This is a genomic window from Flavobacterium cucumis (assembly GCF_900148835.1).
Lineage (GTDB): Bacteria > Bacteroidota > Bacteroidia > Flavobacteriales > Flavobacteriaceae > Flavobacterium > Flavobacterium cucumis.
The window spans coordinates 500,520-524,575 of record NZ_FRYK01000001.1 but is presented as its reverse complement, the minus strand read 5'-3'; the positions used below and the strand labels follow the sequence as shown (position 1 = coordinate 524,575).

Here is a 24,056-nt window from a genome sequence, read left to right as displayed (position 1 = left end):
TTTGCAATTCAGATTCAGTTTAAATAAAAGTTCAAGTAACTTTTTAAACTTATAAACACACAAACTTTATACAAGAATGAAACTAGATAGAAAAGAAATTTTAGCTGCTTTAGAAACTATTTCGGTTGCAGGTGAAGGAAAGAACATGGTGGAAAGTGGTGCGGTTCAAAATGTAATCACTTTTGGAGATGAGGTTGTTGTTGATTTACTTTTATCAACTCCTGCCTTGCATATTAAAAAAAGAGCTGAAGTAGATATTATGAAAGTAATTCATGAAAAAGTATACGAAAAAGCCAAAGTAAAAGTAAACATCAAAGTAGAAGCACCAGAAAAACCAGAAAATCCAAATTTAATTCGTGGAAAACAAATTCCTGGAATTTCAAATATTATTGCAGTAGCCTCTGGAAAAGGAGGGGTTGGAAAATCTACAATTACGGCAAACTTAGCGGTGTCATTAGCAAAAATGGGATTCAAAGTTGGAGTTTTAGATGCTGATATCTACGGACCTTCAATGCCAATTATGTTTGATGTTGAAAATTCAAAACCTATTTCAGTTGAGGTGGATGGAAAATCAAAAATGCAACCTATTTCAAGTTATGGGGTAGAAATTTTGTCTATTGGATTTTTTACAAAACCTGACCAAGCCGTTATTTGGAGAGGTCCAATGGCTGCCAAAGCTCTAAACCAAATGATTTTTGATGCTAACTGGGGCGAATTAGATTTCATGCTAATCGATTTACCACCAGGAACAGGCGATATTCACTTATCAATTATGCAATCGTTGCCAATTACGGGAGCTGTTGTAGTAAGTACACCCCAAGCAGTTGCTTTAGCTGATGCTAAAAAAGGAGTTTCAATGTTTATGTCAGAGTCTATCAATGTTCCAGTTTTAGGAATTATTGAAAATATGGCGTATTTCACACCAGAAGAGCTTCCGGAAAATAAATATTATATCTTTGGTAAAGAGGGCGCTAAAAACTTAGCAGAAGATTTACAAGTGCCTTTATTAGGTGAAGTGCCATTAGTACAAAGCATTCGTGAGGCAGGAGATTACGGTCGCCCAGCAGCATTGCAAACAGCTTCGGTTTTAGAAGGTGTTTTCGAAAATATTACAAGAAATGTAGTGCAAGAAACGGTAAATCGTAACGAAACATTACCACCAACAGAAGCTATCAAAATAACAACAATGGCAGGTTGTTCTGCTGTAAAAAAATAATTATCAATTAGTCTATATGCCAATTAGCCAATCAAAAGGCAAAGATTATTGACACATTGAAAATTGACACATTGAAAATATGACTACACTAGAAATAAAGGAGAATGTTGAAAAAGCATTAGATGAAATCCGTCCGTTTTTGAATTCGGATGGTGGCAACATCTCATTAGTAGAAATTATTGAAGACAAACATGTTAAAGTTCGTTTAGAAGGTGCATGTACTAATTGTAGTTTAAGTATCAGTACAATGAAAGCTGGTGTAGAAACCACAATCAAAAAATACGTACCTCAAATTGAAACTGTAGAAAATATTGCCTAGTAAAACAATAGTATGATATAAATCATATTTCTACACTTTACGAGTTTGTTACTTTGCTACTTTCAAAATTAAAAAAATGATTCAAACAGATATTCTTATAATCGGTGCTGGTCCTACGGGACTTTTTGCCGTATTCGAAGCCGGACTTTTACAACTTAAATGTCATATCATTGATGCTTTGCCACAACCTGGCGGGCAATTAGCAGAATTGTATCCAAAAAAACCTATTTTCGATATCCCAGGTTATCCTTCGGTTTTAGCAGGTGATTTGGTAACGAATTTAATGGAACAAATCAAACAGTTTCAACCTGGATTTACTTTAGGAGAAACTGCAGAAACTATTGAGAAATTAGAAGACGGAACTTTTATTGTAACTACTAACGAAGGAACGCAACATCACGCAAAAGCAGTAGCTATTGCAGGTGGATTAGGTACTTTCGAACCAAGAAAACCTATTTTGAAAGATATCGAATTCTACGAAAAAGAAGATCGTGGAGTAGATTACTTTGTAAAAGATCCAGAAAAGTATCGTGGAAAAAATATTGTAATTGCTGGTGGAGGTGATTCGGCTTTAGATTGGAGTATTTTTTTGTCGAATGTAGCGAATTCCGTGACTTTAGTTCACAGAAGAAACGAATTTCGTGGCGCTTTAGATTCGGTTGAAAAAGTACAAGAATTGAAAAACGCTGGAAAAATTAAATTGGTTACTCCTGCAGAAGTTGTTGGATTTAACGGTAGTGAAAGAATTACCGCTGTTGATATTGAAGTTAACGGAGCTAGAATGAAAGCAGAATGCGATTATTTCATTCCGCTTTTCGGTTTAACGCCAAAGTTAGGGCCAATTGCCAACTGGGGATTGGAAATCGAGAAGAACGCTATCAAAGTAAATAACGCTTTAGATTATCAAACCAATATCGACGGAATTTATGCTATCGGTGACGTTAACATCTATCCAGGAAAATTAAAGTTGATTTTATGTGGATTTCATGAAGCAACTTTAATGTGTCAAAGTGTGTACAACAGAATCAATCCAGGAAAACGTTACGTGTTGAAATATACCACCGTTTCAGGAGTAGATGGTTTTGATGGAACCAGAAAAGAAGCTGAAAAAGCCGTTGTAAAGTCAATTGATTAAAATGAGCCAAGACGTAAAAATTTTTATAACCGACAGAAACGGAGTTAAACACGAAGTGTTAGCTCCAACCGATATGAACATGAACATCATGGAGTTAATTCGTTCTTATGAATTAGCCGAAGAAGGAACCGTTGGTGTTTGCGGCGGAATGGCGATGTGCGCTTCTTGTCAGTGTTATGTTTTAAACGATGTTGTTTCTTTGGAACGCAATCCTGATGAGGAAGCAATGCTTTGGGAAGCTTATCACGTAAAGGATAATTCGAGATTAGGTTGTCAAATTCCAATCACAGCAGATTTAGAAGGTTTAGAAATTGAAATAGCACCAGAACAATAAAAAAAGCGAGAAGAAATTCTCGCTTTTACTTTTATACTAATTCGTGTTTATGTTCCACTTGCTCTTCAATTGCATTCCAAAGTTCGATTCTTTTTTCTAAAGCTAAAACTGAAACTTCTTCGACTTCTTTCCATTTTTGTTCCGAATCGCCGCAAAGTTCTGCAATCATTTGCATTGCCATTGGTCCGTGTTCGTCAGCATCTAACTCAATATGTCTTTCGAAATAATAAATTAGTTTTGATAGATCTGTTTCTGGGAAGTTTTGCTGAAAATTTTTCAAGATTTCAGTAAACATATTCGGAATCAAATCTTCTCTTCCAAAAGTAAATGCAGCCGCAATTTCATGAGGTTTTCCTTGTTCAATCACACGAAAAGTAAAATCCAAAAACGCTTTCACATTCGGATGTAAATCACTTTGCTTAATCGATACAAAAATGTTTTTGGTTTCTTCCACATTTTTCAAAAATGCATTGATTTGAGTTGTAGAAGCACCACATTGTATCATCGCATCCAAATACATTTCAAAATGGCTTTGACGCAAACCATCAATAGTTAAATCAGTTTCTTCAGCTACTACTATCTCGTTAATTAAATATCGAATCTCTGGATTTCCTATGGGTAACCAAGGCGTTGTAGTACAAGTTAATTTATTCTGTAAGGCTTTTAACAACGACATAAAGTCCCAAACCGCATAGATATGATTTTCTAAAAAGCAATGTAAATCATCTATCGTTTTTACTTTATTGTATAACGAATGATTAAGTAGTTGTTTTTTTTGATTTTGAATTGATTGATTTATAGTCTGAATATTCATAGTGTAATTTTTCTTTTATGTACGAGATTTAAACCACATAAGGTTTGAATCCTAACCATACAAATTTAAAAATGCTTCCCTAAAGAGAGAAGCATTTTGTATCAATTTTATCTATTGTTTGATTTAATTATTTGAACGCCGGGAAACCTGTAACGTCCATTCCTGTAATTAACAAATGGATATCATGTGTGCCTTCGTAAGTCACCACAGATTCTAAATTCATCATGTGTCTCATGATAGAATATTCACCTGTAATTCCCATTCCTCCTAGCATTTGACGTGCATCACGAGCAATCGTTAACGCCATATCAACGTTGTTTCTTTTTGCCATCGAAATTTGAGCCGAAGTAGCTTTTCCTTCATTTCTTAAAACACCCAATCTCCAAGTTAATAATTGCGCTTTTGTGATTTCAGTAATCATTTCAGCTAATTTCTTTTGTTGTAACTGAGTAGCTCCAATGGGTTTGTCAAACTGAATACGTTCTTTTGAATAACGTAAAGCGGTATCATAACAATCCATTGCTGCTCCAATCGCTCCCCAAGCAATACCATAACGTGCCGAATCTAAACATCCTAGTGGTGCTCCTAATCCCGATTTGTTTGGTAATAAGTTTTCTTTTGGAACTTTTACGTTGTCAAAAATAAGTTCTCCAGTTGCAGAGGCTCTTAACGACCATTTATTGTGTGTTTCTGGAGTTGAAAAACCTTCCATTCCTCTTTCTACGATTAGTCCGTGAATTCTTCCTTCTTCGTTTTTAGCCCAAACTACTGCAATATCAGCAAACGGTGCATTCGAAATCCACATTTTAGCACCATTTAAAAGATAATGATCACCCATATCTTTAAAATTAGTTACCATTCCACCTGGATTTGAACCGTAATCTGGCTCTGTTAAACCAAAACAACCAATCATTTCTCCTGTGGCTAATTTTGGTAAATATTTCATTCTTTGTTCTTCGTTTCCGTATTTCCAAATTGGATACATCACCAATGAAGACTGAACAGATGAAGTCGAACGTACACCCGAGTCTCCTCTTTCAATTTCTTGCATGATTAATCCGTATGAAATTTGATCTAATCCAGCACCACCATATTCTACTGGAATGTAGGGACCAAATCCACCAATTTCTCCTAAACCTTTTACGATTTGCTTTGGAAATTCTGCTCTTTGCGCGTATTCTTCAATAATTGGAGATACTTCTTTTTTTACCCAAGCACGTGCAGCATCACGCACCATTTTATGTTCGTCAGATAATAATTCGTCTAATAAATAATAATCTGGAGATTGAAATAAGTCTGGTCTCATAGTTTTTGATTTGAAAGTCACAAAAGTAAGTAAAGATTTTTAACAAATCAATCAACAAGTGTTATAATTTACCATGCAGTGAACTATTGGAATTCGCTTTTCTTAGAAAAGTTTTCGTCAAGTGCTTTAGTTAATGAAAAGTTTACATTTTCAAATAGAAATCCTTAGTCAACTCAATGTATTCAGGAGTATAATTATGTCTGGAAATTTCAATGACTAACTCATCAATTAACGGAGTTTGTTCCATTCTGCAAAAAGCTAGTAAACTTCTTTTAATTTCAGATGTTGGTGTTCCTTTTACACGAGTAATTTTTAGTGGAAACAAATCCAATTCTTTGCATAAAGAAACAAATCGCTCTTCTTCTTTATAAGGAATAATCACAGAGAAAATTCCGTTATCTGAAAGTAATAAGGCAGCTGCTTCAATTAATTCTTCAAAAGGTAAAGCGTCTTCAAAACGTGCTAAATCTCTCGAAGTGTTATCTGATTTGTAATCATCGGTGTAAAAAGGCGGATTAGAAATGATTAAATCATATTCTTCTTCAGGTTCGTCTACAAATTCATCCAAACCCGCATGAAAACAGAATAATTTATCACCCCAAGGCGAAGCTTCAAAATTTTCAACACATTGTTCGTAAGCGTCTTCGTCAATTTCAATCGCATCGATTTGTTCGGCGTTACTTCTTTGAGCCAACATCAAAGACAAAATTCCAGTTCCGGCACCAATATCTAAAATATTATGAGGATTATTGATTAACGGCGTCCAAGCACCAAGCAAAACACCATCTGTGCCAATTTTCATAGCACAACGCTCTTGATTAACGGAAAATTGTTTGAATGTAAACATAATGAAAATCCCAATATTAAAGATCCCAAATTCCAAAAGTGGAACCTAGTATGTATTATGAACTTTTAGTTATAATTGTAGATAAAATTTTTCTTAATTCTTCTGCTTCTTCCAAAAGTGGAATCGAAAATTCATTTAATTCTGGATTCAAATCTTGTAACAATCTAATCCAATATTTTGATTCTTTAGCTTCTTTTCTAGATATTTTAGCTCTAAATAAAAAATCTTTATCTCCCAACTTTTCATTTGCTTCAATATAATTAGCGCCAATAGAACCAGATGAGCGTACTAATTGCTTCCCGTCTTCCATATTTGAAATAGTTTTAGGTAGTTTTTTAACAAATAACCTACAATCTCTTGCAAACAAATAAGTTCTTTTTTCTAAGTCAAAAGGTTTATTCATAATTAAATTATTAATAGTTGGAATTTAAAATATTGGAATTTAAAATATTGGAATTTCTATATTTTATTGGAATTTGGAATTTAAAATATTGGAATTTAAAATATTGGAATTTCTATATTTTATTGGAATTTGGAATTTAAAATATTGGAATTTTAAGAAAGATAAAGGTCAACCAAGCCTTTAGGAGTTTCTAAAGTAATGGTTTTGTTTGCTCTGTCAAGTGCAATGATGAAATCATCAATAAGCGGGATTAAAATTTCAGTTCCGTTTTTATCGATTTCAAAAAGGGGTTGAGCACCACTGTCATTAATAGCGGCAATTTTTCCAATATTTCCTAAACGGGTATCAATTACATCAAATCCAATTACTTCGTGATAGTAGAATTGAGTTCCTTCTAATTTTGGTAACATTGAAAGTGGAAGGTATAATTCGCTTCCCATGATTTCGTCAGCTTCTTCTTCCGTTTGGATGTCTTCAAATCGGATTCTTAAAAATTTATCTTTATGAAGCGAACTACTTTCAATAAAAAATGGAACCAGACTTTTGTTGATTTCAACAAAAACTGATTCCAAATTTTGATACAATTCGGGTTCGTCGGTGTCTAAATACGCCAATACTTCCCCTTTGAAACTAAATTTTTTCGCGATTTTACCTAAATAGAAACAATCTTCTTTACGCATGGAATCGCTGTAAAATTATGCTTGAGTTTCTTCGTTGTTTTCTTCAACAGCAGGAGCTTCTTCAGCAGCAGCCTCAACTACTTCTTCAGCAACTTCTTCTGTAGCTTCAGCAGCTTTTGCAGCCTCAGCTTGAGCAGCAATACGTTTTGCGTTTGCTTCTTGTTCTGCTTTTAAAGCTTTAGCTTTTGCATCAGCTTCAGCTTTTGATAAACCTGATTTTTTAGCTTCAACTTTACCAGCTTTTTCTTCTAACCAAGTAGCTAATTTAGCATCAGCTTGTTCTTGAGTTAAAGCACCTTTACGAACTCCTCCATCTAAGTGGTGTTTTAATAAAGCACCTGTGTAAGATAAAATTGCTCTTGCAGTGTCAGTTGGTTGCGCACCATTGTGTAACCATTGTGCTGCTTTTTCGATGTTTAAATCGATAGTAGCTGGGTTAGTGTTTGGATTGTAAGTTCCTAATTTTTCTAAGAATTTACCATCTCTTTTTGATCTTGCATCTGCTGCAACAACCCAATAAAAAGGTTTCCCTTTTTTTCCGTGTCTTTGTAATCTAATTTTTACTGACATAATCTTGTGATTAATTTGAGGTTCTCGACCTCGGTTATTTAAGGCTGCAAATATACAAAACTTTGCTAATTTAAATTATGCACTTTAAAAAAAATAAAATAAAATCCTAATTAATATGAAAAAAACGTTATTTTTGTTTCTAAAGAGCACAAAAAATAAACATTATTAGATGAAAAAAGCTGCATTAATCACAATTTTAAGTATTTTTCTTTTTTCTTGTGAAGAAGATATTCAAATAAGTTCGCCAGCCTTGCAGGCAAAAAAAGATAATATGTTTTGGCGGTCCAAACAAACAACAGTTTCAGTTAATTCATTGGGTCAGTTGGAAATAACTGCAATTAATGGTTATGATGAAATTGTTATGAAGACAGCTCAAAACAGTGTGGGGACCTATCTTTTTGGTACCACCAATACAGATAATTTTGTTACCTATACACTAGATAAAACACAAACTGAGGATAATATTGATGAAGTTTATGATTCTAGGGATGTCTTAGGACCTGTAAACAGTGTTTCAAATCCTTTATCAAATGGGTTGGATTATATAAATGAAAGTATAGTTCAGACTACAACTAGTGGTACGGGATCGGGTTTGAGATTGAAAGTAACCACAAATTCTAATGGAAGTGTTAGTACAGTTGAAATTGTTGCAAGAGGAGTTGGATATAAATCAGGTGATATTGTTTACTTAGTTGGAGGTAATAATAATGCAGCAGTTCAAGTGGTAAATGTGCAGCAAAGTAATGGTAAGATAGTGATAGAGAAAATCGAAAATGGTTTTTACACAGGAAGTTTTAATTTTAATGTTGTTAATGATGAAGGTGAAATTATAACTTTTTCAGAAGGGATATTTTACAGAGTACCGCTTACTTCGTTTTAAGCTAATCCGAAATTATATTTTAAGCCACTTGAATTCTTTCAAGTGGTTTTTTTGTTGATAACTAAAATTGATATTCATTAACATTAAATGTAATTTTGTTTTTATTCAAAAACTGCTTTTGCACTTTGCTTGAGCCTTAATTATCAGATAAATGTATTTAATTTTCGATACTGAAACCACAGGATTGCCACGTAGTTGGTCGGCACCCATTACAGATACGGATAACTGGCCACGCTGTATACAAATTGCTTGGCAGCTTCACGACGAAATGGGGAATTTAATCGAGCATCAAGATTATTTGGTAAAGCCCGAAGGGTTCAATATTCCATATGATGCGGAACGAATTCACGGTATTTCTACGGAATTAGCAATGGAACAAGGAATCTCCCTATCGGAAGTTTTAGAAAAATTCAATATCGCACTTTCAAAGGCAAAATTCATCGTGGGGCAAAATGTGGGATTCGATGTAAATATTATGGGGTGTGAATTCCATCGTATGAACATTGGTTCGGATATGGCTAAAATGCCTGTTTTAGATACCTGTACAGAAGTTACAGCCAATTTGTTGAAGTTGCCTGGCGGACGTGGTGGAAAATTCAAATTACCAACTTTAACGGAATTACATCAATATCTTTTCAACCAACCTTTCGCTGAAGCACACAATGCCACTGCCGACGTGGAGGCTACAACGCGTTGTTTCCTTGAGTTAATCAAAAGAGAAGTTTTTACAAAAGAAGAGTTAGATGTAACGCCAGAATATTTTAGAAGCTTCCGGGAAAAAAATCTAGGTGAAATACAACTTATCGGATTAAAGCATATCAATCTAAAACAAGCCTCTGATGAAATTAGAGCACGTTTGAAAAAAATCGAGCAAGAAAAGATTCAAACTACGATTTCAGATGAAGTAAAATCCGATTTAAAGGATGCTGTATTTGCGCATTTGCACAATCACACTCAGTTTTCGGTATTGCAATCGACTATTGCAGTCAGTGACTTGGTTAAAGCTTCGGCAAAATTTAAAATGCCTGCGGTTGCGATGACCGATACCGGTAATATGATGGGTGCGTTTCATTTTGTAAGTGCTGTTTTGAATCACAACAAAGCAGCTGAAGCTAAAAACGCAGTATTAGTTGAAAGCGGAGAAGCACCAACCGAGACCGTAATCAAGCCTATTGTTGGTTGCGAATTCAATATTTGCGACGATCATAAAGATAAGACCAAGAAAGACAACGGTTATCAAGTTGTTCTATTGGCAAAAAATAAAAAAGGATATCATAATTTAGCCAAAATGTCCTCAATTGCTTATACTGACGGTTTCTATTATGTACCTCGTATCGATAGAAAAGTAGTGGAGCAATATAAAGAAGATATTATTGTATTGTCAGGAAATTTATACGGAGAAATTCCTAGTAAAATTTTGAATGTCGGGGAAAGTCAAGCGGAAGAAGCTTTAATTTGGTGGAAGGAACAATTCGGTTCTGATTTCTATTTGGAATTAATGCGTCACAAACAAGAAGACGAGAATCGCGTTAATCAAACTTTAATCGCTTTCGCGAAAAAACATAATGTGAAGTTAATCGCGACTAACAATACGTATTACGTTAATAAGGAAGATGCCAATGCACACGACATTTTATTGTGTGTAAAAGATGGTGAAAAACAAGCGACTCCTATTGGACGTGGACGTGGTTATCGCTACGGATTACCAAATCAAGAATATTATTTTAAATCGGGTGACGAAATGAAGCAACTTTTTGCGGATTTACCTGAAGCGATTATCAATATTCAAGAAATCATCGATAAAACAGAACCGTATTCTTTATATCGCGATGTATTGCTTCCAAAATTTAAAATTCCAGACGAATTTGAAGTAGAGGAAGACAAATTAGATGGCGGAGTTCGTGGTGAAAATGCGTATTTGAAACATCTTACGATGGAAGGTGCAAAAAAACGCTATGGCGAAATCACACCAGATATTCAAGAACGTTTAGATTTTGAATTATTAACGATTTCTAATTCAGGTTATCCGGGTTATTTCTTAATTGTACAAGATTTCATCGCTGAAGCTAGAAAAATGGATGTTTCCGTTGGGCCAGGTCGTGGTTCGGCTGCGGGTTCGGCTGTAGCATATTGTTTAGGAATTACGAATATCGACCCGATTAAATACGACTTGCTTTTTGAGCGTTTCCTGAATCCCGACCGTGTTTCCATGCCTGATATCGATATTGACTTCGATGATGAAGGTCGTGGTCGCGTTATGGATTATGTAATCAATAAATACGGTTCTAATCAGGTGGCGCAAATTATTACCTATGGTAAAATGGCTACGAAATCAGCAATTCGAGATACCGCTCGTGTATTGGATTTGCCACTTTTTGAAGCCGATAGAATTGCCAAATTGATTCCAGGGATGATGCCATCAAAATGGAATTTAGCAAGATTCTTAGCCGAAGATGAAAGCGAAGTTAAAAAAGCATTGCGTTCGGAAGAATTTGATCGCGTAAAAGAATTAATCGAAATTGCCAATTCGGAAGATTTAGCAGGAGAAACCATTCAACAAGCAAAAGTGTTAGAAGGTTCCATGCGAAATACAGGAATTCATGCTTGTGGGGTGATTATTACGCCCGATGATATTACGAATTTCGTTCCCGTAACTACCGCGAAAGATTCGGATTTATATGTGACCCAATTTGACAACTCGGTAGCGGAAAGTGCTGGTTTGTTGAAGATGGACTTCTTGGGATTAAAAACCCTAACCTTAATTAAAGACACAGTGAAATTGGTAAAATACCGTTTAGGAATCGATTTGAATCCTGACGAATTTCCAATTGATGACATTAAAACTTACGAGTTGTTCCAAAGAGGTGAAACGGTTGGAGTTTTCCAATACGAATCGCCTGGAATGCAAAAATACATGAAGGACTTAAAACCAACAGTTTTTGCCGATTTAATTGCCATGAATGCATTATATCGTCCGGGACCATTGGAATACATTCCTTCTTTCGTTCGTAGAAAAAACGGAGAAGAGCCTATCACTTATGATTTAGATGCTTGCGAAGAATATTTAGGAGAAACTTACGGAATTACCGTTTACCAAGAGCAGGTGATGCTTTTGTCGCAAAAATTAGCGAATTTTTCTAAAGGTGATGCCGATGTACTTCGTAAAGCGATGGGTAAAAAGCAGAAAGATGTCTTGGATAAAATGAAATCTAAGTTCATTGATCAAGCAAAAGCCAATGGTCACGACGAACAAAAATTAGACAAAATTTGGACCGATTGGGAAGCGTTTGCGAGTTATGCCTTCAACAAATCGCATTCTACTTGTTATGCTTGGATTGCGTATCAAACCGCGTATTTGAAAGCGCATTATCCAGCGGAATATATGGCTGCGGTGCTTTCCAATAACATGAATGATATTAAACAAGTTTCGTTCTTTATGGAAGAATGTAAACGCATGGGATTAGCTGTTTTGGGTCCAGACGTGAATGAATCGTACTATAAATTTACGGTTAACGAAAATTATGCCGTTCGTTTCGGAATGGGAGCGATTAAGGGTGTTGGCGCAGGAGCTGTTCAAACCATTGTAGAGAATAGAAAGGATGGAAAATATAAATCGATTTTTGATTTGGCCAAACGAATTGATTTGCGTGCTGCTAACAAAAAAGCATTTGAAAATTTAGCACTAGCTGGAGGCTTTGATGGTTTTGGTGAGACTCATCGAGCGCAATATTTTCATCATGACGGCGACGGAATTACGTTTTTGGAAAAAGCGATTCGATATGGATCGAAATTCCAAGAAAACGAGAATTCATCTCAAGTAAGTTTGTTTGGTGATGCTTCGGAAGTACAAATTGCCGAACCACAAGTGCCACCATGTGAAGAATGGAGTACTATGGAAAAGTTAGCCAAAGAAAAAGAAGTAGTTGGAATTTACATTTCTGGTCATCCATTAGATGATTATAAATTTGAAATGAAATATTTCTGCACGGCGAAATTGGAATCACTTAAAAATTTAGAGCAGCATTTGGGTAAAAATCTTTCTTTTGGAGGAATTGTAACCAATGTACAACATCGAACTGCCAAAAATGGAAAAGGCTGGGCAACCTTTGTTTTAGAAGGTTATGACGAAAGTTATGAGTTTCGGATTTTTGATGAAGAGTATTTAAAATACCGTCATTTCTTATTGCAAAATCAGTTTGTTTATTTTAAAATTAATGTGAAGGAAGGTTGGGTAAATCGCGAAACTGGGAAAAAATCCGATCCGAGAATTCAGTTTTTAGATGCTAAAATGTTGGCTGATGTATTGCCAACTTTTGCTAAAAAATTGATTTTAATGTTTCCAATTAACGATGTAAAGGAGCCTTTGATAACTGAGTTAAATCGAATATTTTCTGAAAATAAAGGAGATAATTCAGTGACTTTTGAAGTAATGGAATTGGAACGAATAAAACGAATTGTGGAAGATATACCAGTTTCAAATCCTGTAGATGATGTAGATGAAGAAATTTCGGAAGATTCAAATGAAGAAATGGAAATGAATATTGAAGTTCCTGTTGAAAAAGAAGAAATTATTGTAAAAACAAAACTTTCCATGCCAAGTCGAAAATTGAAAGTAAAGATTTCGTCAGAGTTGCTTCAAGAATTAGAACGTATGCAGGTTAATTTCAAATTAAATTAAAGTATAAGCTCTTGCAATAAAGGTATAATCAAAACTAATTTTAAAATACACTTTGGTTTATAATTAATTCCTAAATTTGCAATTCAAATAAGTATAAAACTAAAAAGAAATAATATGGCATTAGCAATAACAGATGCTACTTTTGATGAAGTAGTATTAAAATCAGACAAACCAGTAGTAGTAGATTTTTGGGCAGCTTGGTGTGGCCCATGTAGAATGGTTGGTCCAGTAATCGACGAAATTTCTACTGAGTACGAGGGAAAAGCAGTAGTAGGAAAAGTAGATGTTGACGCAAACCAAGAATTTGCTGCGAAATACGGTGTAAGAAATATCCCAACGGTATTAGTATTCCAAAACGGAGAAGTTGTTGGAAGACAAGTTGGTGTTGCTCCAAAGAAAACATACACTGATGCAATTGACGCATTGTTATAATGTTTGAAAAAGAAATTCAAGGCTCAACGAAAGTTGGGCTTTTTTTTGCCTATGACCTTTCGCCCATATCCTTTGGTCAAAAAATAAAATCTTTTTCTATCTTTACGATATGAATCTAGAACCGCAAATAGAAAAAATTTCCAGTTTTGAACATTTAGAACTTTTGGCCAATCAAATCGTGGAAGGTTTTATCTCGGGCATGCACAAATCCCCTTTCCATGGATTTTCGGCTGAGTTTGCTGAACATAAAATATACAATCCAGGAGAAAGTACGAAACATATCGATTGGAAATTATATGCCAAAACCGATAGATTATACACCAAACGCTACGAGGAGGAAACTAATTTACGTTGTCATTTGATTTTAGACAATTCGTCTTCGATGCATTATCCGAAATTAAAGGAAAATCAGCCGTTTTATGAGAATAAAATTGGTTTTTCAGTGTTAGCTGCTGCAGTTTTGATGAATTTGCTTAAAAAGCAACGCGATGCAGTTGGGTTGAGTGTTTATTCAGATACGTATGAGTATTATTCGCCAGAAAAAGGGAGCGAGCGGCATCATCGTATGATTTTAAATAAGCTGGAAGAAGTCTTATCTCAAAACAAAGCCAATCGAAAAACTGACACCGTAACTTTTTTGCATCAAATTGCGGAGAATATTCACCGTCGCTCTATGGTGATTTTATTTACGGATATGTTCCATTCTGAAGGATCGGAAGAAGATAACGATAAAATTTTCAAAGCCCTCCAACATTTAAAACACAACAAACATAAAGTGGTAGTTTTTCATGTTTATGATGAAAAAACGGAGTTAAATTTCAATTTTGATAACGCACCTCGTAAATTTATTGATGTAGAAACGGGAGAGGAAATCAATTTATTTGCCGAGAACACACAAGAATTGTATCAAAAAGTGGTGCAAGATTATTTTAAAACAATAGAAGCAACGTGTATGCAGTATCAGATTCGCTATGTACCTGTTTCGATGAAGGAAAATTTCGAAAAAATTTTACTGACGTATTTGGTTGAAAAACAAAAGTTTGGCTAAAAACACTAAAAAAAGTTTACTTTTTTTTGCAAAAATATTTGCAGGAATGAAAAAGTGTAGTATATTTGCACTCGCAATCAAGCACTGGTTTGGTAGTTCAGTTGGTTAGAATACATGCCTGTCACGCATGGGGTCGCGGGTTCGAGTCCCGTCCAGACCGCCAGTACAGAGGAAGCCTTTCGTAAAAGAAAGGCTTTTTTGCCCTCTTACAATATTTAAAATAGTTGTGTTGTTTAGGTACGAAAGTACCAAAAGGTTTAGTAGTTAGACCAATGAAAAGCTTTGCATTTGATGCAGGGCTTTTTTGATTTTTAAACTTTAACACCTGTTTATTTTATTTTCATTTTTTGTTTCATAATTTTATAAAAAAATTAAACAAATATGAAAAATCTAATCACAGTCTTCTTCTTGTTTTTTTTAATTTCAATTTTTGCTCAGGAAACTAATGATAAAAATCAAACTAAGTTTGGTTTTGAGGTTACAGCTAAATTTGGTTCATCAAAATTAGATGTAAAAGAAGCTGTTGATTTGAATGGAAACTTCAGTGCTGGTGATTTCTTAGTTGTGTACCGTTTAAATCAGTATTCGATTTTTAAATCTGGGATAACAATTGCTGAATTTAATTCTAATTTTACAGCATCAGGTGAGACAGCAAGTCTCAAAAATTCATACCTACAAATCCCATTAAAATATTTTTATGTTACCTCATTATCAAACAATGCTATTAATGATTCTACGATTAATTTGTTGTTTGGATTAGGAGTGAATGCAAATCATCTGTATCAATCTAAAATCGAAACGGTAAACACCTCAAATTCGAATAAAAATTTAGGTTGGAATTTAGGTTCTTCTTTTGAAATGGGGTTAGATTTTTCCTTCTCAAAATATATGAATTTTGGTATTTTCTATGAAGCCATGGCGGATATTACTAGAAACGAAAAAGAAAATAATAATCAAAAGTTAGTAGGTACTAATTTGATTAAATTTTCCTATATTATAAATTTTTAATTAGTTTGTTTTAGGTTTTAATGGTTGAACCCTTAAAAGCTTTGCGTAATGCAAAGCTTTTTTGATTTAAAACCAAATAGCTCTATTTTGCCAAAACACAACTATAAATACTCCTAAGAAAAGCAAGCTCACTAAAAACTTAATAAACGTTCCTGCTAGAAAACCTAAGAACGAACCTGTAGCGGCTTTAAAAGCACGTTTTCCTTCGTTTGAGTTGTATATGAGTTCTCCTATTAAAGCTCCTAAGAATGGACCAATTAAAAACCCGAAAGGAGGGAAGAATAAACCAATGACTAACCCAATATTTGTTCCCCAAATTCCATATTTGCTACCCCCGAAATACTTGGTGCCTTGTGCTGGAATCACATAATCTAAAATCCCAATCACAACGGCAATTATTAAAGTAATTCCAAGTAACCAATAATTCGTTTCGATTCCTGGACAAAAATAAAGCAGTAAAATCCCAACCCAACTAATAGGCGGGCCAGGCAAAGCGGGTAATAAACTACCTATAATCCCCACTGCCATTAAAAGTAAGCCCAGAATCAATAAAAAGTATTCCATAAGATTTTAGTTATTGTCTAACAAATTTATAACTTTGTTTTATACGATGCATTAAAATTCGAATAATGAGATTATTTTGGGCTTTATTTCTTTTATTTTCTTTTGTTTCTTGTCAGTACTTGGATAAACAAGTGCCTGATGAGAAAGAATTATTGGAACAAGAATTGAAAAAAATCAATTGGGAAGAAGTGGATGAATTTCCATCCGTTTTGCAATGCGATACCCTAAAAAATGCAGAAATAAAAAGACAATGTTTCTTCGATTACATAGCACAAACCATTCAAGAGCGGATTGGACTGGATACATTTCGTTTTGAATATCCAGAAATTGATACTATAAATGTGAAAGTTACCATCAATCCTGATTCTAGCTTACAATTTGAAACCCAATATTTGAACGATAGTATTCCAACAGTTGAAAAAAGAAAAATTGATAGCATTCTAACCTCTAGATTAGCTGATTTTCCTAAGGTAGAACCAGCGATTAAGAGAGGTATAAAAGTAAAATCGCAATTTGTGCTTCCAGTGATTATTAAAATGGAGTAGTAAACAAGGTCAAAATCAAGTTCAAATTAGGAACACAGATTTAAGAAATTTCAATAATTTTTAAAATCTTATATGAACTTAATTCGGAAAAAATGTCTACTTCAAAAAACTCACATGACTTTTGTGTTAAAAACAATTCATGCTAATTCGTGAAATTCGAGTTTAAAATTATTTCCTAAAATTTCTCCCTTTCCAATTGTATTTCCAAAACAAAGAATACACTGCCACAGAAACACTAAAAAAAGGATACAACAGACTACTCGCCAGTATATATTGTAATTTCGATTCAAAGAAACTTGCCGTCTTGTAAATCAAGATGAAATCGATTAGGAATTTTAAACCCAAAAAAAGCATGAAGCTGTTTGGATCTAAAGTTTCTAACAGCCAGATCAAGAAACTTATTATCCAAGCTAAATTACCGCCAAAAACTACTAAAGCTAATAACGTTCCATAAACTGAAACATAACTTGTACTCTTTGAAGCCCAACGAACCCGTTGTTGAAATAATTCAGTCCAAGTTTCAACTGGTTTTGTTGTGACAATACTTTCTTTAGCCATTAAAAAGCCAACTTTTTTTGGAGCAACCGAAACTGCTTTCTGAAGAAGAAAAACATCATCACCACTGGCAATGGTTTCATTTCCTACAAAACCATTTAATTCTTTGAAAAATTGTTTGGAATAAGCAAAATTAGCACCATTACACATAAAAGGTTTTTCGATTCCAAAACTTCCAATTGTAGCGCCTTGTAAACTCGAGAAATCTAAATTCTGAAAAGCCGATAAAAAGCCACTTTTTGGAACATAACAAACACCAGAAGCTACCATTTCCACTTCATTTTCCTGAATATATTGATCGAAAGTCGTTAACCAGTTTTTCTGAACTAAACAATCGGCATCGGTAGTTATAATCCAATCGTTTTTGGCAACTTGAATCGCGGTTTCAATGGCATCTTTCTTGGGTGAATTTGATTTTCTTTCGTTCTTAATTAATCGAATTTCAAACTTCCATCTTCCATCTTCCATCTTCCAACTATCATTGGAATCATCATCAACCAAAATCACTTCTACCAATTCTTTCGGATAATGCAACAAAGAAATCGAATGCAATAAATTCGGAAGATTCTCTTTTTCATTTCGAAATGGAACCACAATGGTAAAGGAGGTTTTTGGAGTGAATTCCTTTCTCGAAAAGCGTTTCATGCGATTAAATCCATAAATCAGTTGCCCAATGAACAGGATGTAAATTAGAAAAACGGTTCCAAGAATCAATTCCAGCATAATTAAAAATTAGTTCTATGTGAGTTATGTTTAGTGAAACGCCTAAAATCAACACAGTCAAAATCTATTGTGACTATGTGTTAAATTTTAAAACACCTAGAAATATAGTAAAAGTGGGAAAAAATATTGAGAAGACAAAGAAAACTTCGTTTTTACACAAAGAAATCGCTCATGCTTTTTTGTCATTCAACTTAAATCGCATCACATAATAACTTCCAATTACCACAGGTAAAACTACGTTTAAAAACCACATCAACGTACTAATGAAAATCACAATCCATTCGTTAATGCCATATTTTCCAAAGAAAAACATTGCGACACTTCCTTTTACTGCGAAATCTAAAAATTGAAAACTCGGTAACGAAGAAGCTAAAAAGTAAACAGCAGCAATCGAGCTAATCAATGTTAAATAAGGTAAATCGACATCAAAAACCAAAAACAAAACATAATACTGATGCGAAAAAACCAAGTAACGACAAACTCCCAATAAAATATTTTTTCGATGAATCTTCTTTGGAATTTCGTTGATTTTATGAAGTAATTTTTGAATGGAATAACCTTTAATTGTAATGTTTTTCGAAAGAACAGCAATTAAAAATAAGACAACGGCAATTCCAATAATCGCTAAAGCCCATTTCCAATAACCAATTAAAAACAATCCAAGAATTCCGAAAATAATGGTCAAAATCATTTGGATTCCGTTACAAATCAAGTTTAAAAACACCACTTTTTTGGTTTGTTCTTTTTTGAAAAACATGGCTTTTCCAGCGTATTCTCCCAAGCCATTTGGAGTGTAAATTCCAGCAGTTAAAGCACCTAAAACATGTTTGCTTGCTTCGCCAACCGAAATCGGCTTGATAAAAGTGACTAAGTTCTGCCATTTTAAAATTTCAAAATAACGATTCGCAACACTAAACAATAAAATGAAAATGATGGTTGTTGCAGAAGTTTTTTCTAAAACCAAAGTTTGGAATTTACTCCATTCTAACTTTGAGTTATTGGCAATTTGGTCATAAATAAAATAAAACGCACCAATTACAATCAAAAGTTTGATGGTAAAAACAAGTAATTGCTTAGCTTTGTGAGGAATTGAAATCATGTTGCAAAGAAACAAAAACTTTGAACTTGAAACTTGAAACTTGAAACAAAATAATTGGCAAACGAGCGCATCATATTAGGAATCGACCCAGGAACCACGATTATGGGTTTTGGATTAATCAAAGTAGTCAACAAGAAAATGGAATTTCTACAGTTGAACGAGCTTATTTTATCCAAATACGACAATCATTATCAAAAATTAAAAGTCATTTTTGAGCGTACTATTGAATTAATCGACACACACAATCCAGATGAAATTGCGATTGAAGCACCTTTCTTTGGAAAAAACGTACAGTCGATGCTGAAATTAGGAAGAGCGCAAGGAGTTGCCATGGCAGCCGGACTTTCGAGAGATATTCCCATTACAGAATACGAGCCTAAAAAAATTAAAATGGCGATTACCGGAAACGGAAACGCCAGTAAAGAACAAGTTGCTAAAATGCTCCAACAATTATTAGGTTTAAAAGAATTGCCAAAAAACCTCGATTCCACTGATGGTTTGGCAGCAGCGGTTTGTCATTTTTTCAATTCGGGAAGAGTGGAAGTAGGAAAAAGTTACTCAGGTTGGGATGCTTTTGTGAAACAGAATGAGTTGAGAGTTAAAAAATAGTGCTCAGTGTTCAGTTTTTAGTATTCAGTTTTAAATTGTATTAAAAAAATATATGAGATTTCAAGATTTATTAGCTTATAAGAAAGGATTTGAAGTTGCAATGGAACTTTTTGAAGTATCAAAAAGTTTTCCAAAAGAAGAAACATATTCTTTAACAGATCAAATTAGAAGAAGTTCAAGAAGTGTAACAATTACGATTGCAGAAGCCTATCGAAAAAGGGAATACCCAAAATATTTTCATAGTAAATTAACAGATGCTGATGCTGAAAACTCTGAAACACAAGGTTGGTTAGAGTATGCTTTAGCTTGTAAATATATTACTCAAGAGACATTTGACTATTTGACTGAAAAATCAATAGAGGTTGGAAGATTAATAAATTACATGATTTTAAATCCCGGAAAATTCGGTTCAAAATCTGAAAACTAAATATTTCAGCATTTAGACAGAACACTAAAAACTGAACACTGAGCACTTAAAATGAGCGGAATCTACATCCATATCCCTTTTTGCAAACAAGCATGTCACTATTGTGATTTTCATTTTTCTACTAATTTGAAGAAGAAAGATGAAATGGTTTTGGCATTGGCTAAAGAAATTCAATTGCGAAAAAGCGAGTTTCAAGATGAGATTGTGGAAACGATTTATTTTGGTGGTGGAACGCCTTCGATACTTTCGATTGAAGATTTGAAATTTTTGATTGATGAAGTGTATCTTAACTACAAAGTAGTCGAAAATCCAGAAATTACTGTAGAAGCCAATCCAGATGATTTAACTGAAACGCGAATAATAGAATTATCAAAAAATAAAGTCAACCGCTTATCCATCGGAATTCAATCGTTTTTTGAAGACGATTTGAAGATGATGAATCGTGCGCACAATGTGGAAGAAGCTAAAAAATGTTTGGAAATCGCCACACAGTATTTTGATAATATTTCTATCGATTTGATCTACGGAGTTCCTGAAATGAGCAACGAAAAATGGTTGAAAAATATTGAAACCGCTCTGTCTTTTGGTGTGCCGCATATTTCAAGTTATGCCTTAACAGTTGAGCCTAAAACCGCGTTGCATTCGTTCATTCAAAAAGGAATTATCCCACAACCTGATGACGAAGTCGCACAAGAGCATTTTCAAATTTTGGTTGATAAACTTTCGGAAAACGGATTCATACATTACGAATTATCGAATTTTGGAAAAGAAAACTTTTTTTCAAAAAACAATTCGAGTTATTGGTTAGGTAAAAAATACATCGGAATTGGTCCGTCAGCACATAGTTATGACGGAAAAAATAGAGGTTGGAATGTTTTGAATAATTCGCTTTATATTAAATCCATTCAAGAAAATAAATTACCAATAGAAATTGAAACTTTAACCCAAACAGATCGTTATAACGAATATATTATGACAGGTTTAAGAACAATTTGGGGTGTTTCATTAGAACGAATCGAACAAGAATTTGGGAAAACCTATTTGGAATATTTGAACAAACAAGCAGTAAAATTTATAGATGACCATTTGTTGTTTGTAGATGAAAATATCTTGCGAACTACAAAAAAAGGAAAGTTTTTGAGTGATGGAATAGCTTCCGACTTATTTTTATTAAATTTGGAGTAGTTTAACCGCAAAGACCGCAAAGTTTTTCGCAAAGCACGCAACAATTTAAATTATACACGCCAAAATAAATAATTATGACAGAAAACGAATTATCAAGAATTGTATTTGATTGTGCTTTGAAAGTACATCAAAGTTTGGGTCCAGGTTTACTGGAAAGCGCTTACGAGGAATGTCTATTTTACGAATTAAAGAAGATAGGTCTAAGAGTTGAAAAACAAAAACCTTTACCCTTAATTTACGAAGAAGTAAAACTCGATGTCGGTTACAGAATTGATATAATAGTTGAAAACAAATTAATAATTGAAATTAAATCGGTAGAAGCATTAAATGATGTTCATTTCGCTCAATTATTGACTTATTTAAAATTAACAAATTGCAAGTTAGGGTTACTAATAAATTTCAATGTTTCTCTAATCAAAAATGGAGTAAAAAGAGTTGTAAATAATCTCTAATTCTTTGCGAACTTAAACAATAACAAATAAACTTAGCGAACCTTGCGTAAACCCTTGCGTTCTTTGCGGTTAATTAATATGAAAGCAACCATCAACAACATACAAATCGACTTATCAAAACCTATTGATATTTCCATCCCATTAACCAATAATGAACAAAACCCAATTGCTTGGTATCAGAATGCGCCTGAAATTGAACCTGTAAAAATGGGCGATTGGACAGGAAAAGTTTCGGAAGGGAAATCATCTACAAATTTCAATAATATTTTCTTTAATCCGCACGCTCATGGTACGCACACGGAATGTTTGGGACATATTACCCGCGATTTTTACTCAATAAATCAATGCTTGAAACAGTTTTTCTTTACAGCGGAATTGATTTCGGTGGAGCCAAAAGTAGTTGGAGAGGATTTAGTTATAACGAAAGAACAAATTGAATTTGCAATAGGAGAAAATTCGCCAGAAGCCATTATCATACGAACTTTACCAAATCCAGAAAGTAAAAAACATTTGAATTATTCCAATACCAATCCACCATATTTAGAAGAAGCTGCTGCGATTTTTATTAGAGAAAAAGGAATTCAACATTTACTTATAGATTTACCAAGTGTTGACAAAGAACACGACGAAGGAAAATTATTAGCTCATAGAGCATTTTGGAACGTAAAAGACATAAACCAAGTAAATGATGATGCTCGATTTAATTGTACGATTACTGAAATGATTTACGTTTATGAAGAAATTCAAGATGGCAGTTATCTATTGAATTTGCAATTCGCTTCGTTTGAGAATGATGCTTCGCCATCGAAACCAGTTTTGTACAGTTTGGAGTAGGGAGTTTTTAGTTTGGAGATTATAGAGTAATTATTTTTTAAAATTGTGATATGGATTATGAAGATTTATTAGCTTATAAAAAATCATTCGCCTTAGCTATGATGATTTTTGATGTGTCTAAGGCTTTTCCAAAAGAAGAAAAGTATTCTTTAACAGATCAAATTAGAAGAAGTTCCAGAAGTGTAACAGTAACAATTACAGAATCATATAGAAAAAGAGTTTATCCAAAAAATTTCTTGAGTAAACTTACTGATGCTGAAGCAGAAAATTCTGAAACTCAAGTGTGGTTAGATTTTTCATTAGCATGTGGCTATTTGGAAGAGATAAAATACAACGAACTCACTGCGCTGAATACTGAAGTTGGTAAATTAATTTATTATATGATGAATAATCCCGATAAATTCGGTTCAAGTAAAATATAAATTAAACGATATAAAACTCCCAACTAAAAACTCCTTACTCCCAACTATTAATTATGGATATTCAACAACTATACGAATTCTGCTTATCTAAAAAAGGCGTTACCGAACATTTTCCGTTTGATGAAGATACGTTGGTGTTTAAAGTAGGAGGAAAAATGTTTTGCCTAACCTCATTGTCCGAATGGGAAAAAGGAACACCATCGTTAAATTTAAAATGTAATCCTGATGTAGCGGTAGAATTACGTGAGAAATATGACGGTATTCTCCCAGGCTATCACATGAGCAAAGTACATTGGAATACCGTAAAAATTAACGAAGATGTTCCTGATAAAAAAGTACTTCATCTCATCAATCATTCATATGAATTGGTTTTTTCAAGTTTAACAAAAAAAGTAAAAGAAGAAATTCAAGAATTAGAAAATTAGGCATTACTTTTGTAATGAGAATTAACCCAAAAAAGTAATTTTGTAAGTGGAAAAGTTTCTTTATCTTGAAAAAACATCTTTAAAAAGTTTAATACTTGGAAATTTACTTTGGATTTCAGGATTGTTTCTATTGCTTTTTTTTAATGTTACTTTTGGACCTGCTTTCGTGTTAGTTTGGATAGCTTTGATAATTGGAGGTTTTGTAATATTATCCAATAACGGAATAGAGTTAGATTTAAAAAATAATCAATATAGAAATGTTTTTTCGATTTTAGGTTTGAAAATAGGTGATTGGAAGAATTTCCCAAAAATGGAGTCTATTTCTGTTTTTAGAAGTAATATTTCAACTAAATTTGGAGGAATTGGAATAAGTTCAACAGCTTCTGTAAGAATTTCAGAAAAGGCAATTTTAATAAATTTATTTCCTGAAAATGGTAAACCTACAACACTTTATTTTACTGAAGATGAAAAATTAGCATTAGAAATAAGCGAGAAACTTAAAATGAAATACGAAGTTGAAATAATAAATAAGATTTAATCTAAGTT

Annotated in this window: 27 protein-coding genes and 1 tRNA gene; 19 read left to right on the top strand and 9 right to left on the bottom strand. The window is 33.6% G+C overall.

Features of this window, described 5'->3' with window-relative positions:
* Window positions 1-76 precede the first annotated feature (76 nt).
* The 4 genes from BUE95_RS02475 to BUE95_RS02460 all read left to right on the top strand — a co-directional run bounded on the left by BUE95_RS02475 (window position 77) and on the right by BUE95_RS02460 (window position 3,004).
* A complete protein-coding gene (locus tag BUE95_RS02475) occupies window positions 77-1,216 on the top strand; it encodes an Mrp/NBP35 family ATP-binding protein (protein ID WP_073581096.1) in 1,140 nt (379 codons plus the stop codon).
* A 79-nt stretch (window positions 1,217-1,295) separates the two neighbouring features.
* Complete coding sequence (locus tag BUE95_RS02470) at window positions 1,296-1,535, top strand: NifU family protein (protein ID WP_026724438.1); 240 nt, start codon at window positions 1,296-1,298, stop codon at window positions 1,533-1,535.
* Between the two features lie 76 nt (window positions 1,536-1,611).
* Window positions 1,612-2,670 (top strand): NAD(P)/FAD-dependent oxidoreductase, encoded by a 1,059-nt coding sequence (locus BUE95_RS02465; RefSeq protein ID WP_073581095.1) that lies wholly within the window; start codon window positions 1,612-1,614, stop codon window positions 2,668-2,670.
* A gap of 1 nt (window position 2,671) precedes the next feature.
* A complete protein-coding gene (locus BUE95_RS02460) occupies window positions 2,672-3,004 on the top strand; it encodes a 2Fe-2S iron-sulfur cluster-binding family protein (protein ID WP_073581094.1) in 333 nt (110 codons plus the stop codon).
* Between the two features lie 31 nt (window positions 3,005-3,035).
* Here BUE95_RS02460 and BUE95_RS02455 read toward each other — a convergent pair whose 3' ends face one another.
* From BUE95_RS02455 to BUE95_RS02430, 6 genes are all read right to left on the bottom strand, one after another.
* Complete coding sequence (locus tag BUE95_RS02455) at window positions 3,036-3,818, bottom strand: DUF3050 domain-containing protein (RefSeq protein WP_073581093.1); 783 nt, start codon at window positions 3,816-3,818, stop codon at window positions 3,036-3,038.
* A gap of 127 nt (window positions 3,819-3,945) precedes the next feature.
* A complete protein-coding gene (locus BUE95_RS02450) occupies window positions 3,946-5,124 on the bottom strand; it encodes an acyl-CoA dehydrogenase family protein (protein ID WP_073581092.1) in 1,179 nt (392 codons plus the stop codon).
* A 142-nt stretch (window positions 5,125-5,266) separates the two neighbouring features.
* Window positions 5,267-5,971 (bottom strand): tRNA1(Val) (adenine(37)-N6)-methyltransferase, encoded by a 705-nt coding sequence (locus tag BUE95_RS02445; protein WP_073581091.1) that lies wholly within the window; start codon window positions 5,969-5,971, stop codon window positions 5,267-5,269.
* 55 nt (window positions 5,972-6,026) lie between these two features.
* On the bottom strand, window positions 6,027-6,374 hold the full coding sequence (locus BUE95_RS02440) for a four helix bundle protein (RefSeq protein WP_073581090.1): 348 nt from the start codon (window positions 6,372-6,374) through the stop codon (window positions 6,027-6,029).
* 152 nt (window positions 6,375-6,526) lie between these two features.
* Entirely contained in the window at window positions 6,527-7,054 is a 528-nt protein-coding gene (gene rimM / locus BUE95_RS02435) for a ribosome maturation factor RimM (RefSeq protein WP_073581088.1), read from the bottom strand.
* Between the two features lie 15 nt (window positions 7,055-7,069).
* Window positions 7,070-7,624 carry a 30S ribosomal protein S16 gene (locus BUE95_RS02430; RefSeq protein WP_073581086.1) on the bottom strand — a complete coding sequence of 185 codons (555 nt, stop codon included), beginning with the start codon at window positions 7,622-7,624 and terminating at the stop codon, window positions 7,070-7,072.
* 169 nt (window positions 7,625-7,793) lie between these two features.
* Here BUE95_RS02430 and BUE95_RS02425 point away from each other — a divergent pair, with 169 nt between their 5' ends.
* From BUE95_RS02425 to BUE95_RS02400, 6 genes are all read left to right on the top strand, one after another.
* Complete coding sequence (locus tag BUE95_RS02425; protein WP_073581084.1) at window positions 7,794-8,504, top strand: DUF6252 domain-containing protein; 711 nt, start codon at window positions 7,794-7,796, stop codon at window positions 8,502-8,504.
* A gap of 151 nt (window positions 8,505-8,655) precedes the next feature.
* Window positions 8,656-13,182, top strand: coding sequence for a DNA polymerase III subunit alpha (dnaE, locus tag BUE95_RS02420; RefSeq protein ID WP_073581082.1), 4,527 nt, complete (start codon window positions 8,656-8,658; stop codon window positions 13,180-13,182).
* A 114-nt stretch (window positions 13,183-13,296) separates the two neighbouring features.
* A complete protein-coding gene (gene trxA, locus BUE95_RS02415) occupies window positions 13,297-13,614 on the top strand; it encodes a thioredoxin (RefSeq protein WP_073581080.1) in 318 nt (105 codons plus the stop codon).
* 109 nt (window positions 13,615-13,723) lie between these two features.
* Entirely contained in the window at window positions 13,724-14,662 is a 939-nt protein-coding gene (locus BUE95_RS02410; protein ID WP_073581078.1) for a DUF58 domain-containing protein, read from the top strand.
* 86 nt (window positions 14,663-14,748) lie between these two features.
* Window positions 14,749-14,825, top strand: a tRNA-Asp gene (locus BUE95_RS02405).
* Window positions 14,826-15,043: 218 nt separating this feature from the next.
* Window positions 15,044-15,670 carry a hypothetical protein gene (locus BUE95_RS02400; RefSeq protein ID WP_073581076.1) on the top strand — a complete coding sequence of 209 codons (627 nt, stop codon included), beginning with the start codon at window positions 15,044-15,046 and terminating at the stop codon, window positions 15,668-15,670.
* Between the two features lie 66 nt (window positions 15,671-15,736).
* Here the strand turns inward: BUE95_RS02400 and BUE95_RS02395 are convergent, their stop codons facing one another.
* A complete protein-coding gene (locus BUE95_RS02395; RefSeq protein ID WP_073581074.1) occupies window positions 15,737-16,234 on the bottom strand; it encodes a DUF456 domain-containing protein in 498 nt (165 codons plus the stop codon).
* Between the two features lie 65 nt (window positions 16,235-16,299).
* Here BUE95_RS02395 and BUE95_RS02390 point away from each other — a divergent pair, with 65 nt between their 5' ends.
* Window positions 16,300-16,779: a hypothetical protein gene (locus BUE95_RS02390; RefSeq protein WP_073581072.1), complete on the top strand. Its 480-nt coding sequence runs from the start codon at window positions 16,300-16,302 to the stop codon at window positions 16,777-16,779.
* A 168-nt stretch (window positions 16,780-16,947) separates the two neighbouring features.
* Here the strand turns inward: BUE95_RS02390 and BUE95_RS02385 are convergent, their stop codons facing one another.
* A complete protein-coding gene (locus BUE95_RS02385; RefSeq protein WP_073581070.1) occupies window positions 16,948-18,057 on the bottom strand; it encodes a glycosyltransferase family 2 protein in 1,110 nt (369 codons plus the stop codon).
* 169 nt (window positions 18,058-18,226) lie between these two features.
* Window positions 18,227-19,156 (bottom strand): hypothetical protein, encoded by a 930-nt coding sequence (locus BUE95_RS02380; protein ID WP_073581068.1) that lies wholly within the window; start codon window positions 19,154-19,156, stop codon window positions 18,227-18,229.
* Between the two features lie 54 nt (window positions 19,157-19,210).
* Between BUE95_RS02380 and ruvC the strand changes: the two genes are divergently transcribed.
* From ruvC to BUE95_RS02340, 8 genes are all read left to right on the top strand, one after another.
* Window positions 19,211-19,765, top strand: a complete 555-nt coding sequence (gene ruvC, locus BUE95_RS02375) for a crossover junction endodeoxyribonuclease RuvC (protein ID WP_073581066.1) — start codon at window positions 19,211-19,213, stop codon at window positions 19,763-19,765.
* 52 nt (window positions 19,766-19,817) lie between these two features.
* Window positions 19,818-20,192 (top strand): four helix bundle protein, encoded by a 375-nt coding sequence (locus BUE95_RS02370; RefSeq protein WP_073581064.1) that lies wholly within the window; start codon window positions 19,818-19,820, stop codon window positions 20,190-20,192.
* Between the two features lie 51 nt (window positions 20,193-20,243).
* Window positions 20,244-21,377 carry a radical SAM family heme chaperone HemW gene (gene hemW, locus BUE95_RS02365; RefSeq protein WP_073581062.1) on the top strand — a complete coding sequence of 378 codons (1,134 nt, stop codon included), beginning with the start codon at window positions 20,244-20,246 and terminating at the stop codon, window positions 21,375-21,377.
* A 74-nt stretch (window positions 21,378-21,451) separates the two neighbouring features.
* Window positions 21,452-21,829: a GxxExxY protein gene (locus BUE95_RS02360; protein ID WP_073581060.1), complete on the top strand. Its 378-nt coding sequence runs from the start codon at window positions 21,452-21,454 to the stop codon at window positions 21,827-21,829.
* 78 nt (window positions 21,830-21,907) lie between these two features.
* Window positions 21,908-22,663: a cyclase family protein gene (locus BUE95_RS02355; RefSeq protein WP_073581058.1), complete on the top strand. Its 756-nt coding sequence runs from the start codon at window positions 21,908-21,910 to the stop codon at window positions 22,661-22,663.
* A 50-nt stretch (window positions 22,664-22,713) separates the two neighbouring features.
* Complete coding sequence (locus BUE95_RS02350) at window positions 22,714-23,085, top strand: four helix bundle protein (RefSeq protein WP_073581056.1); 372 nt, start codon at window positions 22,714-22,716, stop codon at window positions 23,083-23,085.
* A gap of 53 nt (window positions 23,086-23,138) precedes the next feature.
* Window positions 23,139-23,510 (top strand): MmcQ/YjbR family DNA-binding protein, encoded by a 372-nt coding sequence (locus tag BUE95_RS02345; protein ID WP_073581054.1) that lies wholly within the window; start codon window positions 23,139-23,141, stop codon window positions 23,508-23,510.
* 46 nt (window positions 23,511-23,556) lie between these two features.
* Window positions 23,557-24,048: a hypothetical protein gene (locus BUE95_RS02340; RefSeq protein WP_073581052.1), complete on the top strand. Its 492-nt coding sequence runs from the start codon at window positions 23,557-23,559 to the stop codon at window positions 24,046-24,048.
* The last annotated feature ends 8 nt before the right edge of the window (window positions 24,049-24,056 follow it).

Coding starts and splice junctions, on each gene's coding strand:
- BUE95_RS02475 (WP_073581096.1), top strand. CDS start 77: ATGAAACTAGATAGAAAAGAAATTTTAGCTGCTTTAGAAACTATTTCG.
- BUE95_RS02470 (WP_026724438.1), top strand. CDS start 1,296: ATGACTACACTAGAAATAAAGGAGAATGTTGAAAAAGCATTAGATGAA.
- BUE95_RS02465 (WP_073581095.1), top strand. CDS start 1,612: ATGATTCAAACAGATATTCTTATAATCGGTGCTGGTCCTACGGGACTT.
- BUE95_RS02460 (WP_073581094.1), top strand. CDS start 2,672: ATGAGCCAAGACGTAAAAATTTTTATAACCGACAGAAACGGAGTTAAA.
- BUE95_RS02455 (WP_073581093.1), bottom strand. CDS start 3,818: ATGAATATTCAGACTATAAATCAATCAATTCAAAATCAAAAAAAACAA.
- BUE95_RS02450 (WP_073581092.1), bottom strand. CDS start 5,124: ATGAGACCAGACTTATTTCAATCTCCAGATTATTATTTATTAGACGAA.
- BUE95_RS02445 (WP_073581091.1), bottom strand. CDS start 5,971: ATGTTTACATTCAAACAATTTTCCGTTAATCAAGAGCGTTGTGCTATG.
- BUE95_RS02440 (WP_073581090.1), bottom strand. CDS start 6,374: ATGAATAAACCTTTTGACTTAGAAAAAAGAACTTATTTGTTTGCAAGA.
- rimM (WP_073581088.1), bottom strand. CDS start 7,054: ATGCGTAAAGAAGATTGTTTCTATTTAGGTAAAATCGCGAAAAAATTT.
- BUE95_RS02430 (WP_073581086.1), bottom strand. CDS start 7,624: ATGTCAGTAAAAATTAGATTACAAAGACACGGAAAAAAAGGGAAACCT.
- BUE95_RS02425 (WP_073581084.1), top strand. CDS start 7,794: ATGAAAAAAGCTGCATTAATCACAATTTTAAGTATTTTTCTTTTTTCT.
- dnaE (WP_073581082.1), top strand. CDS start 8,656: ATGTATTTAATTTTCGATACTGAAACCACAGGATTGCCACGTAGTTGG.
- trxA (WP_073581080.1), top strand. CDS start 13,297: ATGGCATTAGCAATAACAGATGCTACTTTTGATGAAGTAGTATTAAAA.
- BUE95_RS02410 (WP_073581078.1), top strand. CDS start 13,724: ATGAATCTAGAACCGCAAATAGAAAAAATTTCCAGTTTTGAACATTTA.
- BUE95_RS02400 (WP_073581076.1), top strand. CDS start 15,044: ATGAAAAATCTAATCACAGTCTTCTTCTTGTTTTTTTTAATTTCAATT.
- BUE95_RS02395 (WP_073581074.1), bottom strand. CDS start 16,234: ATGGAATACTTTTTATTGATTCTGGGCTTACTTTTAATGGCAGTGGGG.
- BUE95_RS02390 (WP_073581072.1), top strand. CDS start 16,300: ATGAGATTATTTTGGGCTTTATTTCTTTTATTTTCTTTTGTTTCTTGT.
- BUE95_RS02385 (WP_073581070.1), bottom strand. CDS start 18,057: ATGCTGGAATTGATTCTTGGAACCGTTTTTCTAATTTACATCCTGTTC.
- BUE95_RS02380 (WP_073581068.1), bottom strand. CDS start 19,156: ATGATTTCAATTCCTCACAAAGCTAAGCAATTACTTGTTTTTACCATC.
- BUE95_RS02370 (WP_073581064.1), top strand. CDS start 19,818: ATGAGATTTCAAGATTTATTAGCTTATAAGAAAGGATTTGAAGTTGCA.
- hemW (WP_073581062.1), top strand. CDS start 20,244: ATGAGCGGAATCTACATCCATATCCCTTTTTGCAAACAAGCATGTCAC.
- BUE95_RS02360 (WP_073581060.1), top strand. CDS start 21,452: ATGACAGAAAACGAATTATCAAGAATTGTATTTGATTGTGCTTTGAAA.
- BUE95_RS02355 (WP_073581058.1), top strand. CDS start 21,908: ATGAAAGCAACCATCAACAACATACAAATCGACTTATCAAAACCTATT.
- BUE95_RS02350 (WP_073581056.1), top strand. CDS start 22,714: ATGGATTATGAAGATTTATTAGCTTATAAAAAATCATTCGCCTTAGCT.
- BUE95_RS02345 (WP_073581054.1), top strand. CDS start 23,139: ATGGATATTCAACAACTATACGAATTCTGCTTATCTAAAAAAGGCGTT.